Below are 11939 nucleotides of genomic sequence, written 5' to 3' on the forward strand. Positions count from 1 at the left end.
CAATCCTTTAGAGCGGGGATAAAGGGGGGGACAAAAGTGATTGAAATTTGCTTCGAAGAAAAAAATGATGCTGTGCACGTATACAGACAACTAACGAAAAGAACGGAATCCTTATATAAGGAAACAAGTGTATATTTAAACGAACAAAAGGTTGTTATCCATATACCATTATGTGAATCGAATTATATTGAAAAGATTTTATTGCCAGTATTACTATATTTCATTATGAATGTGAAACAAAATGAATGGATTCACACCATTTTAAAGGAAAAGTTTTTTTATGAAGAACAAGAAGAGTGTCATCAAATATTGCATATGGCACATGAGATTTTAAAGGAAAGAAGAAAAGGAGTATCTAGTGATTTAACACGTCAAAAATTTGAATCTTATATTGCGTCGTCTTTGAAGGATTGGCTTTGTGATCCGCTCTCATTCTCGTTTTCATCATACGTTCGTTTTCGTCTTCGTACATATAGGGAAATGGTAACTAAGCTTGCTGAAGTTGCAATTGATGAGTATAAGATGGAGCAGGAATACCAAATATTCATTGAGACACTTCGCCAACAAGTAAGTAGCCGGAAATCACGTTTGTCCTGTGTACATCTTATTTTTGATGAAAGTTTTATTTTCTATGATGATAAAGGTAGGCGTTTAAAACAGGAGAAATTGGTTCAATATATAGATGAAGAATTATTAAAGAAACAGGATGTATATATCGATACGAAAGTAATTGCACCACTTCTTTCTATTTCGCCGAAAAAGATTTATTTATATACGAAAGAACAAGATCATAATATGATTATTACTTTGCGAAATGTATTTCAGGAACGAGTGCAACTACATGGATTACATGAGTTTGAGCGCAATGTGAAAAATTTAAAAAATAAAGGTAACGCCCTTGATTTTCTAAGTTTTTGAGCATATAATTACCTACATAAATGAAATATATTGAAATGTCATGATGAGGACATGAGTAGTTATCTACGATTTTCAGAGAGGGAAGCCTTAGGGTGCGAGCTTCCTAGTACGGGATTATTACTTACCACCTCTAAACTTTAGCAGTGAACGTTTTTCTAGTAATTGCTAACGGACAACACCGTTATGTTGAACTTGAGCAATTAACAATAAGGTTAATTGGAACAAGGGTGGAACCACGAATTCAACACTCGTCCCTTTTTATGGGATGAGTGTTTTTTATTTTGAAAAAAAAGAGGAGTGACCAGTGATGGCAGATGTAGTTAAAATTACTTTCCCTGATGGAGCTGTGAAGGAGTTTCCAAAAGGAGTAACAACTGAAGAAATCGCAGCTTCTATTAGCCCAGGCTTAAAGAAAAAAGCTGTGGCTGGAAAATTAAACGATGAGATGATCGATCTTGTTACACCAATCGAAGAAGATGGTGCAGTTTCTATTATTACATTAGATTCTGAAGATGGCTTATATATTTTACGCCACTCAACAGCTCACCTTTTAGCACAAGCGTTAAAACGTTTATATAAAGATGTTAAGCTTGAGCTTGGCATTGGTCCAGTAATCGAAAATGGCTTCTACTACGATATTGATATGGAAGAAGCAATTACAGTTGAAGACTTCAAGAAAATCGAAAAAGAAATGCAAAAAATCGTGAACGAAAACTTAGAAATCGTTCGTCATGAAGTACCGCGTGCAGAAGCACTTCGTCGCTTTGAAGAAATCGGCGATGAGTTAAAATTAGATTTAATTAACGATCTTCCAGAAGATGCAGTTATTTCAATCTATGAGCAAGGCGAATTCTTCGACCTTTGCCGTGGTGTTCACCTTCCATCTACAGGGAAGATTAAAGTGTTTAAATTATTAAGTGTTGCTGGTGCTTACTGGCGCGGCGATAGCAATAATAAAATGTTACAACGTATTTACGGTACTGGATTCGTTAAGAAAGCAGAATTAGATGAGCACTTACGTATGCTTGAAGAAGCGAAAGAACGCGATCACCGTAAATTAGGTAAAGAGTTAAAACTATTTACTAATAGCCAAAAAGTAGGACAAGGTTTACCACTTTGGTTACCAAAAGGTGCAACAATTCGCCGTATTATCGAGCGTTACATCGTTGATAAAGAAGCAAGCTTAGGCTATGATCACGTATACACTCCAGTATTAGGAAGTAGAGAGCTTTATGAAACTTCTGGTCACTGGAACCATTACCGTGATGGCATGTTCCCATCAATGGAAATGGATAATGAAGAGTTAGTTCTTCGTCCAATGAACTGCCCTCACCATATGATGGTTTATAAAAATGATATTCACAGCTACCGTGAATTACCAATCCGTATTGCGGAACTTGGAACAATGCACCGCTATGAAATGTCTGGAGCATTATCTGGATTACAACGTGTACGCGGAATGACTTTAAATGATGCGCACATTTTCGTTCGTCCAGATCAAATTAAAGAAGAATTAAAACGTGTTGTAAACTTAACGTTAGAAGTGTACAAAGATTTCGGTTTAGAAAACTATTCATTCCGTCTATCTTATCGTGACCCAGCAGATACTAAAAAGTATTATGCTGATGATGAGATGTGGGAAAAAGCACAAGGTATGTTAAAAGAAGCTATGGATGAAATGGGTCTTGATTACTATGAAGCTGAAGGTGAAGCGGCATTCTATGGTCCGAAACTTGACGTTCAAGTTCGTACTGCTCTTGGAAAAGACGAAACACTTTCAACTGTACAATTAGACTTCTTACTTCCAGAACGCTTTGAATTAACTTACGTTGGTGAAGACGGTAAACAACATCGTCCAGTTGTAATTCACCGTGGTGTTGTATCAACTATGGAACGTTTCGTAGCCTTCTTAATTGAAGAATACAAAGGCGCATTCCCAACTTGGTTAGCTCCAGTTCAGGCGCAAGTAATTCCAGTTTCTCCGCAAGTACATTTAGACTATGCGAAGAAAGTACAAGATGAATTACGACGTGCTGGTATCCGTGTTGAATTAGACACTCGTGAAGAGAAAATTGGTTACAAAATCCGTGAAGCACAAATGCAAAAGATTCCGTACATGCTTGTAGTAGGTGACAATGAAGTTACTGAAAATGGCGTTAACGTACGTAAATATGGTGAACAAAAATCAGAAACAATTGCATTAGATGCGTTTGTTGACATGATTAAGGTAGAAGGAAAACGATAAGAAAGAGCCGCGGTATACCGCGGCTTTTTTATGTATTATAAAAAAGAAAATCTAGAAAAAATAACCAAACAATACTTATCATAAAAAAGTATTGCAAGTATGCTGGTTGTTTGTTACAATATTTCTTGTTGTTAGTAAAACACATCGCGTCTTCTTGACAGACGTCATGTCCTATGATAAACTCATCAAGGATAATAGAATATGGTTTTGACAAGTAGAAGCACCCGCTTCTCACCTGATGGACGCACTCGCAGTTAGCAGGTAAATGTATTTCTTACTAAAGATATTACAAGTGTGGGTGCCGTGTGCCCGCACTTTTTTTGTTCGGGTTCTACAATTGCAAAACGTATTCTAAGAAAACCTTGGAGGTGGCTTACTATTAGCAAGGATATGATGATTAACGAGCAAATTCGTGCACGTGAAGTACGCTTAGTTGGCGCAAACGGCGATCAACTTGGAATCAAGTCTCGTAATGACGCTTTAGACTTAGCTGCAGGTCTTAATCTTGATTTAGTATTGGTTGCTCCAAATGCGAAACCACCAGTATGCCGCATTATGGACTACGGTAAATTCCGCTTTGAGCAACAGAAGAAAGAAAAAGAACAGCGCAAAAATCAAAAAGTAATTAGCATGAAAGAAGTTCGTTTAAGTCCAACAATTGATGAACATGACTTTAACACAAAACTTCGTAATGCTGTCAAGTTTTTAGAGAAAGGCGACAAGGTTAAAGCGTCAATTCGCTTTAAAGGACGTGCCATTACTCATAAAGAAATCGGTCAACGTGTTTTAGATCGCTTCTCAGAAGCTTGTGCTGAAGTTAGTACAATTGAATCTAAGCCTAAAATGGAAGGACGTAGTATGTTCTTAGTTTTAGCACCGAAAAACGATAAGTAATAGATAGAGGAGGAAATACCTATGCCTAAACAAAAAACTCATCGCGGCGCTGCAAAGCGTTTCAAAAAGACTGGATCTGGTAAACTGAAGCGTTCTCACGCTTACACAAGCCATTTATTCGCTAACAAATCTACAAAAGCTAAACGTAAACTACGTAAAGCTGGTGTAGTTAGCGCTGGTGACTTCAAACGCATTCGTCAAATGCTTGACAACTTAAAATAAGTTCGGCTGATATATAGAACAAACTAGGAGGTAATATTATGCCAAGAGTAAAAGGTGGTACAGTTACTCGTCAACGTCGTAAAAAAGTTATAAAATTAGCAAAAGGTTACTACGGTTCTAAGAGTACATTATTTAAGGTTGCTAACCAACAGGTTATGAAATCTCTAATGTATGCATTCCGTGACCGTCGTCAAAAGAAACGTGACTTCCGTAAATTATGGATTACACGTATCAACGCAGCAGCTCGTATGAATGGTCTTTCTTACAGCCGCTTAATGCACGGTTTAAAAAATGCTGGCATCGAAGTTAACCGCAAGATGCTTGCTGACTTAGCTGTTCATGACGAAAAAGCTTTCGCTGAATTAGCAACAGTTGCAAAAAACAACATTAACTAATTGTTTAAAACCTTAGAAGATTTTCTTCTAAGGTTTTTTTTATTTGCATTTATTGTAAAACCCTCCACTTATTATCGTTATTTCTTGCTCAAGTATATTAAGATGTGCTTGTAAGAAGTTTTGTAACGATAACGAGGAGGTTTTTACATGAAAGTAGGAAAGATTAACGGATGTGTCGTTATCGATATGACAAAATCAATATAAAAGCTATAGCGATATAAAAGAATATATATATAAAGTCAGGAGAATCCTCCTGACTTTTTTTATTTGAACTCATTCGTGAAGAAGTGTATCTTTCCTAGCAGAAACGACACTGCTATAATGGAAAGATGATATGGAACTTTCATCAAGTGAACAATATATGAGTGATGATTGAAACGTATTTGCAAATTAAGGACAAGCTATCTTTATAAAGATGTAGGTAGCTGACTTGTTAATAAGAAACGAAAAATAATAATGAACTTTGAGATGAAACAACATTGTTGCGGAAAATGCGATGTTGGAGGAGGATAATAGAATGGACTTACTACAACTATTTAAATTACAAAAAGAATTAGATGATCGTATTGTGAAAGAACATGAATTACAACCGAAGAAATTGTTAAAAGAAAAAATGTTAGCTCTTCTTGTAGAAATTGGAGAACTTGCAAATGAAACACGTTGTTTTAAATATTGGAGCAATAAACCAGCTTCAGAACGTGAAGTAATATTAGAAGAATACGTAGATGGTTTACATTTTATTTTATCAATCGGAATCGATTTAGGAATTGATAAAAACTTCTTATTCTATAAATGTGCGCAAACGAATAAAACACAAGTGGAAATTTTCTTAGACACATATGCGAAAGTAATTCGTTTTACAGATCAACCTTCTATTACGAACTATATTGAACTATTTACAAGCTATCTTCGCCTTGGACAAGCGCTTGAATTTGAACAAGATGAAATTGAAAAAGCATATTTAGATAAAAATGAAGTAAATCATCAGCGTCAAACACAAGGATACTAATTTAATTTTTGAATATTTCAATTTCCTTTTGTATAATAAAGTGACTGAAGAAAAAGGAGGGTGTTGGCAATGATAAAATTAGACGAGACATTGACAATGCTAAAAGAATTAACAGACGCACGCGGTATTGCGGGTAACGAGCGCGAACCACGTGAAGTAATGAAGAAATATATTGAGCCGTTTGCAGATGAACTTTCTACTGACAATTTAGGAAGTTTAGTTGCGAAAAAAGTTGGGGAAGAAAACGGCCCGAAAATTATGGTTGCAGGTCATTTAGATGAAGTTGGCTTTATGATTACGCAAATTGATGACAAAGGCTTCCTTCGTTTCCAAACGGTGGGTGGCTGGTGGTCGCAAGTTATGCTTGCACAGCGTGTAACGATTGTAACGCGTAAAGGAGATGTAACAGGTGTAATTGGTTCAAAACCACCGCACATTTTACCTCCAGAAGCTCGTAAAAAGCCAGTTGAAATTAAAGACATGTTCATCGATATTGGTGCTTCTAGCCAAGAAGAAGCGATGGAGTGGGGCATACGACCAGGAGATCAAGTTGTACCGTACTTCGAATTCCAAGTGATGAAGAATGAAAAGATGTTACTTGCAAAAGCATGGGATAACCGAATTGGTTGTGCAATTGCAATTGACGTATTAAAACAATTAAAAGATGAAAAGCATCCAAACGTTGTATACGGCGTTGGTACTGTACAAGAAGAAGTTGGTCTTCGTGGTGCGAAAACATCTGCAAACTATATTAAGCCCGATATCGCATTCGCTGTAGATGTTGGTATTGCTGGGGATACACCAGGTGTAACAGCAAAAGAAGCACAAAGTAAAATGGGTGATGGACCGCAGATTATTTTATATGATGCTTCCGTTATTGGTCATACAGGTTTACGTGATTTCGTTGTTGATGTTGCTGATGAATTACAAATTCCATATCAGTATGATTCTGTAGCGGGCGGGGGAACGGATGCAGGAGCAATTCATATTTCTGTAAATGGTATTCCGTCTATGGCAATTACGATTGCGACACGCTACATTCATTCTCATGCAGCGATGTTACATCGTGATGATTATGAAAACGCAGTGAAGTTAATTGTAGAAGTTATTAAACGTCTTGATAAAGAGGCTGTACATAACATTACATTTAATTAATAGAAAAAAGCGAAGGATAACCTCCTTCGCTTTTTTCATTTTTAAAACGGTCTTTCTAATCCTGCTGCAGTATGAGCTCCTAAAATAATTAAGCGAGTTAATTGCATTGCCATGAAATGTGGGGTATAAATCATGCCTCTTTTTAACCATGACATAATCATTCCGATATGAGCGCCTGTAACATAACTAATAAGAATATCACGAGGGACCATAAGGTCTTCATCATCTGGCTGGGAAATAGATAGGCTTAATGTTAAATGTGTTTGAATTGTTTTCATCATTTTATAAGAATAGTTTCCAGCTGCCTTATCGCCGAGCATAACGTTATAGAAATTAGTATTGTCTGCGATATGCTCAAACAAAGCTAAAAAAGTTGGATGCGGCGAATCAAAAGTGAGCTGAAAATCTTCTTTATTTCGATTTTGTGGTTTAATTACTGCAGCTAGTTTTTCTAACATTTCTTCTATGCTTTTTTCTAATAAATCATATTTATCATGGTAATGGCTATAAAATGTAGCACGATTTACAGGAGCGCGTTCCGCGATATGTTGCACAGTTACATTTTCGAAGCCCTTTTCGCCTACTAAAGCGACAAAAGCATCCTGTATGAGTTGTCTCGTTCGTTTTACACGTGGATCATTTGTATTTTTAATAGACATTTTTACTTCACCTCGTTTAATTTTTTAACCTTAAACAACACATGTATAGTGTAATGTTGTTTAAACAACATATAGGTTTAAATTGTTGGTTGTAGATTTGGGATAATTATTTATAATTATAAACGATAGTCCTTTAGAAATCAGCACCGCTAGGATGCAGACAAAACATAGTTTGCGTCGTAAAAGGTGTGCTTTTTTTGTTTAAAGGTTAATATAATTAACAATTAAACAATATAAACACTAAGGATGTAAATAGTTTAGAAAAAAATTATATGCGATATAAGGAGAGGAATGCAATGAATCAGTTTCGAAGAATGGTAATTATCAACATTATCACATTAATTGTATTAGTTGGCGGCGGTATTGGCGGTTATTACTATTACAATCAAGCGGAAAACTATTTAAAAACAGAAAATGCAAAGATTGACGGGAAAGTAATCCCAATTGCATCACCAGTAGCAGGTAAATTAACAGACTGGAAAGCTGAAGTCGGAAAAAATTACAATGAGAACGATAAATTAGGTGCGGTTACTGTAGCAGGAGCAAATGGTGAGCAAACAGTAGATGTAACAATTCCGCAAAATGCAACAGTTGTACAATCAAATGCAACAACTAATGCGTTCGTTGGGGCAGGTAGCCCAATTGCTTATGCATTTGATATGAGTAATTTATGGGTAACAGCAAATATTGAAGAAACAAATATTGATGATGTTCAAAAAGGCCAAACAGTAGATGTGTATGTAGACGCATACCCAGATACAACGTTAACGGGAAAAGTAGAACAAGTGGGATTAACAACAGCGAATACATTCTCGATGTTACCATCAAGTAACGCAACAGCGAACTATACGAAAGTAAAGCAAGTTGTACCAGTTAAAGTTTCTTTAGATCATAGTAAATCAGTAAATATTGTTCCTGGAATGAATGTGTCAGTTCGTATTCATAAGTAAGGGGGAGATGAGATGTCCTCAATTGCAATTGTAGGATATGCACTATTTTGTATAATCGTCTTCTTCCTTATAAATCGTCTTTTACGAAAGAAAAAAACGAATGTGGGAGAAGAACAAGTCCCAGCCGTAAGTAAGATAGAAGTAAGTCAAGCAGAAACAGTAGAGAAAGAACTTGAACAAAAACAAGAAACAGAAGCTTCTAACGTAGTGGAATTAGAAACAGGGAAGCAAGAGCAAGTAAAACAGGAAAAAGAAATGCTGAAGAGACAATTGCCGGTAGAGAATGTGAATGTAAAGGCAGTTGTAGCTGTATTAATTCTCGGTATGTTCGTTTCTATTTTAAACCAAACAATCATTAATGTTGCACTGCCTCCATTAATGAATGAATTTAACGTATCAACTTCAACAGCACAATGGTTAATTACAGGCTTCATGCTTGTAAACGGAATTTTAGTACCAATCAGTGCATTTTTAGTTTCACGATTTACGTATCGTAAATTATTCATAGCAGCAATGTTATTCTTCACTGTAGGATCTATCATTTGTGCTACATCAGGAAACTTTACAATGATGATGACAGGCCGTGTTGTTCAAGCGGTTGGTGCAGGTATTTTAATGCCAGTTGGTATGAATATCTTCATGACATTATTCCCGCCTAATAAACGCGGAGCAGCTATGGGGTTACTTGGGGTAGCGATGATTTTAGCACCAGCTATCGGACCAACTGTAACAGGTTGGGTAATTGAAAACTATAGCTGGAACTTAATGTTCTATGGGATGTTTGTTATCGGTTTAATTATTACGTTCTTATCTTTTAAATTCTTTACACTAGCTCAGCCAGTGTCTAAAACAAAGTTAGATGTATTCGGTGTTATTAGTTCAAGTATTGGACTAGGTAGCTTACTGTACGGATTTAGTGAAGCTGGAAATAATGGCTGGACTAGTGCAGAAGTTGTTATAACACTTATCATCGGTGTCATTGGTTTAGCTGTATTTATTTGGAGAGAGTTAACAACAGACAATAAAATGCTTGATTTACAAGTGTTTAAATATCCGACGTTCACTTTCACATTAGTAATTAACGCGATTGTAACGATGGCCTTATTCGGAGGTATGTTATTACTTCCAGTATACTTGCAAAACATTCGCGGTTTTACACCGATGGAATCTGGTTTATTATTACTTCCAGGATCATTAATTATGGGGATCATGGGACCAGTTGCAGGTAAACTATTTGATAAGTATGGTATTCGTCCGTTAGCAATTGTCGGATTAGCCATTACAACATTTGCGACATATAAATTTACAACGTTATCGATGGATACACCGTATAGTGTTATTATGACGGATTATATTATACGCTCAATTGGTATGTCATTCATTATGATGCCAATTATGACAGCTGGTATGAACGCACTGCCGATGAAATTAATTTCTCACGGTACAGCAACGCAAAATACGTCAAGACAAGTAGCTGGTTCAATTGGAACAGCGATATTAATCACGCTTATGACACAACAAACTACTGCTCACGTAGCGGATTACGGCAATATGTTAACAACGTCAAACCCGATTTTAGTTGATAAAGTACACGGTATGGGCCAAAGCTTAGCGGCATTAGCCGGCTCAGCTCAAGCAGGAGATGCGATGAGTACACAACTATTATTCGGACAAATTTCAAAGCTATCTGCAATTAACGGTATTAACGATGCCTTCTTAATTGCAACAATATTAGCCGGTATTGCTTGGGTGTTATCGTTCTTCTTACCATCAGGCAATAAACCAAATAGAAAAGCAGGGAATTAATTTCCCTGCTTTTTTGTCTTTTTAAAGAGTGAGATATAAAAAATGATAACCAGCTATGGAGCACAGCCCTGTTATAAACAAAATTGTTCCCATAGCACGAATGCTAGATATTTGTCTTCCACTTATAATAGCTAATAGTCCAGCTAAAGAGAAGAAACACCAATATAAAGTTCCTGAAATTGGAACCATCCCCTCTAAATCTATTCCAAAACCTATACAAATGATAGGAGCAAAGATAAGCGATATGCTAATTAAACCAGCTATAATAGTAAGTGATTTACGATATTTAATGCCAGCAATAATTAAAAAAATGCCAACGATGAATTGGCATAACATCAAAGTAAGAGCCAAAACCATCCAAGTTAATATTCCAAACACTTCTGTATTACCTCCGATAAAATATTATATATAGAATGAATCCCCTACAGACATAAGTACCCAGAAAATAACCCCTAATATGCCAGCGATAAAAATAATGAATCCCATATTACGTATACTTTTAATCTTTGCCTGTAATCCATTTAATCCTGCCAATAATCCAGTTAAAGAAAACAGTATCCAATATAAAGTAGTTGAAATAGGGAGGATCGTATCGCTATTCACCCCCATGCCCCAAAAAACAAAAGGTAGTGTGACAAAAGATAGGCTAAGTAGCCCCGTTAAACCCACAAATAATTTAAGATGTTTAATGCTAGTAATAATTAAAAAAATACCACCGAAAAATCCGCATAAAACAAGAAGTGGCATATAAAAAATCCAAAGTAAGCTCGACATAAATAATCTCCTTCTATGGTGATGAGTTATATTTTACTACATGAGGTTTATTTTGGGTATTATTAATAAATATGTATAAATTGATAGAAATGAGAAGTGATGATACCTCTTTTTAACTCAAGAATGCTAACATATTATTCATAATATGAAATAACATAGCTGGAATAATGGATTTTGTTTTTTTACATAAAATAGCCATTAATAATCCCATGAAGAAAGTAATTACCATTACTCCAAGTGAGTATGTATGAGCGATACCGAAGAAGAAGCTTGTTATGATGGCTGCAATCCAAAATGGAAAGCGCTCTGAGAAGAAGCGAAGTATAAAGCCACGGAAAATAAGTTCTTCAAAAATTGGTGTGAGTATAGCGAAGCCGAGAAGTAATAATATTTGATATTGCTTAAAAACGTCTAAGTTTAGTGCGGAAGATTGCTGCTTTGTTGCGTCTTGGAACACATAATTTAACAAGATGTAATTGAGTATAATGTTTATAGCGAAGAAAAGAAGTAAGTATACGTATGTACGCCATTCTTTAAGTACTTTAAAGTTAAAAGATTTTAGTAGTAATTTTTTTGCGGGTTCGAATTTAAAAATGAAGAATAACAACACGGCTAGTTGTAATACGATACTTGCAGTATTTGCAATAGATTCATACAGGGCAATTTGTTTTTTATCTGTAAGACCGGCTGTATAAATTGTTAAGGGCATTGCGAGGAACACAGTAATAAGTCCGGTTCCGAAAAAAGCGAATAAAACGGAGCTAATAAATTGTCCCCATGACATAGAGTATTTCTGTTCATTAGAAAGTTGTGTAGCGGGTTGCATTTGTAAAATCACCTCTTTATATTTGTATATTTAATTATAAAGTATTTTTCTTTTGGGTGTAACATTTAAATATTACATACAAAGGT

13 protein-coding genes and 2 other annotated features are annotated in these 11939 nt (G+C 35.7%); of the genes, 9 read left to right on the forward strand and 4 right to left on the reverse strand.

The genetic code is table 11. The features are described from left to right. Positions 1-36: 36 nt before the first annotated feature. From ytxC to JFU18_RS20215, 7 genes are all read left to right on the forward strand, one after another. Entirely contained in the window at positions 37-918 is an 882-nt protein-coding gene (ytxC, locus tag JFU18_RS20185) for a putative sporulation protein YtxC (protein ID WP_201031882.1), read from the forward strand. Between the two features lie 31 nt (positions 919-949). Then, positions 950-1177 (forward strand) — a binding site (T-box leader). Positions 1178-1225: 48 nt separating this feature from the next. Then, positions 1226-3163, forward strand: a complete 1938-nt coding sequence (thrS, locus tag JFU18_RS20190) for a threonine--tRNA ligase (RefSeq protein WP_002034275.1) — start codon at positions 1226-1228, stop codon at positions 3161-3163. Positions 3164-3369: 206 nt separating this feature from the next. Next, positions 3370-3490: a sequence feature (ribosomal protein L20 leader region), on the forward strand. Positions 3491-3553: 63 nt separating this feature from the next. Next, entirely contained in the window at positions 3554-4057 is a 504-nt protein-coding gene (gene infC, locus JFU18_RS20195; protein ID WP_002015470.1) for a translation initiation factor IF-3, read from the forward strand. A 21-nt stretch (positions 4058-4078) separates the two neighbouring features. Then, positions 4079-4279, forward strand: a complete 201-nt coding sequence (rpmI, locus tag JFU18_RS20200; RefSeq protein ID WP_001125945.1) for a 50S ribosomal protein L35 — start codon at positions 4079-4081, stop codon at positions 4277-4279. Positions 4280-4317: 38 nt separating this feature from the next. Next, positions 4318-4674 carry a 50S ribosomal protein L20 gene (gene rplT / locus JFU18_RS20205; protein ID WP_001138364.1) on the forward strand — a complete coding sequence of 119 codons (357 nt, stop codon included), beginning with the start codon at positions 4318-4320 and terminating at the stop codon, positions 4672-4674. A 517-nt stretch (positions 4675-5191) separates the two neighbouring features. Next, positions 5192-5683, forward strand: a complete 492-nt coding sequence (locus JFU18_RS20210) for a dUTP diphosphatase (RefSeq protein WP_085312485.1) — start codon at positions 5192-5194, stop codon at positions 5681-5683. 69 nt (positions 5684-5752) lie between these two features. After that, complete coding sequence (locus JFU18_RS20215) at positions 5753-6838, forward strand: M42 family metallopeptidase (RefSeq protein ID WP_002088917.1); 1086 nt, start codon at positions 5753-5755, stop codon at positions 6836-6838. 41 nt (positions 6839-6879) lie between these two features. On the opposite strand, the gene JFU18_RS20220 is transcribed toward JFU18_RS20215, so the two are convergent. Then, entirely contained in the window at positions 6880-7497 is a 618-nt protein-coding gene (locus JFU18_RS20220) for a TetR/AcrR family transcriptional regulator (protein ID WP_002015467.1), read from the reverse strand. A gap of 296 nt (positions 7498-7793) precedes the next feature. On the opposite strand from JFU18_RS20220, the gene JFU18_RS20225 reads away from it, so the two are divergent. Together JFU18_RS20225 and JFU18_RS20230 are read left to right on the forward strand one after the other, a co-directional pair. Beyond that, positions 7794-8447: an HlyD family secretion protein gene (locus tag JFU18_RS20225; RefSeq protein WP_002190842.1), complete on the forward strand. Its 654-nt coding sequence runs from the start codon at positions 7794-7796 to the stop codon at positions 8445-8447. A gap of 12 nt (positions 8448-8459) precedes the next feature. Beyond that, positions 8460-10253, forward strand: a complete 1794-nt coding sequence (locus JFU18_RS20230; RefSeq protein ID WP_085312483.1) for a DHA2 family efflux MFS transporter permease subunit — start codon at positions 8460-8462, stop codon at positions 10251-10253. Positions 10254-10274: 21 nt separating this feature from the next. Here the strand turns inward: JFU18_RS20230 and JFU18_RS20235 are convergent, their stop codons facing one another. From JFU18_RS20235 to JFU18_RS20245, 3 genes are all read right to left on the reverse strand, one after another. Continuing rightward, complete coding sequence (locus JFU18_RS20235; RefSeq protein ID WP_201031878.1) at positions 10275-10631, reverse strand: ammonia permease; 357 nt, start codon at positions 10629-10631, stop codon at positions 10275-10277. A gap of 24 nt (positions 10632-10655) precedes the next feature. Beyond that, positions 10656-11027 carry a DNA-binding protein gene (locus JFU18_RS20240; RefSeq protein ID WP_201031876.1) on the reverse strand — a complete coding sequence of 124 codons (372 nt, stop codon included), beginning with the start codon at positions 11025-11027 and terminating at the stop codon, positions 10656-10658. A 112-nt stretch (positions 11028-11139) separates the two neighbouring features. Next, the gene (locus JFU18_RS20245; RefSeq protein WP_002167594.1) at positions 11140-11853 is read right to left on the reverse strand and encodes a CPBP family intramembrane glutamic endopeptidase; all 714 of its coding nucleotides are present in this window, start codon (positions 11851-11853) and stop codon (positions 11140-11142) included. Between the last annotated feature and the right edge of the window lie 86 nt (positions 11854-11939).

It is taken from the genome of Bacillus sp. TH22 (assembly GCF_016651015.1).
Classification (GTDB): domain Bacteria; phylum Bacillota; class Bacilli; order Bacillales; family Bacillaceae_G; genus Bacillus_A; species Bacillus_A mycoides.

Coding starts and splice junctions, on each gene's coding strand:
- thrS (WP_002034275.1), top strand. CDS start 1,226: ATGGCAGATGTAGTTAAAATTACTTTCCCTGATGGAGCTGTGAAGGAG.
- infC (WP_002015470.1), top strand. CDS start 3,554: ATGATGATTAACGAGCAAATTCGTGCACGTGAAGTACGCTTAGTTGGC.
- rpmI (WP_001125945.1), top strand. CDS start 4,079: ATGCCTAAACAAAAAACTCATCGCGGCGCTGCAAAGCGTTTCAAAAAG.
- rplT (WP_001138364.1), top strand. CDS start 4,318: ATGCCAAGAGTAAAAGGTGGTACAGTTACTCGTCAACGTCGTAAAAAA.
- JFU18_RS20210 (WP_085312485.1), top strand. CDS start 5,192: ATGGACTTACTACAACTATTTAAATTACAAAAAGAATTAGATGATCGT.
- JFU18_RS20215 (WP_002088917.1), top strand. CDS start 5,753: ATGATAAAATTAGACGAGACATTGACAATGCTAAAAGAATTAACAGAC.
- JFU18_RS20220 (WP_002015467.1), bottom strand. CDS start 7,497: ATGTCTATTAAAAATACAAATGATCCACGTGTAAAACGAACGAGACAA.
- JFU18_RS20225 (WP_002190842.1), top strand. CDS start 7,794: ATGAATCAGTTTCGAAGAATGGTAATTATCAACATTATCACATTAATT.
- JFU18_RS20230 (WP_085312483.1), top strand. CDS start 8,460: ATGTCCTCAATTGCAATTGTAGGATATGCACTATTTTGTATAATCGTC.
- JFU18_RS20240 (WP_201031876.1), bottom strand. CDS start 11,027: ATGTCGAGCTTACTTTGGATTTTTTATATGCCACTTCTTGTTTTATGC.
- JFU18_RS20245 (WP_002167594.1), bottom strand. CDS start 11,853: ATGCAACCCGCTACACAACTTTCTAATGAACAGAAATACTCTATGTCA.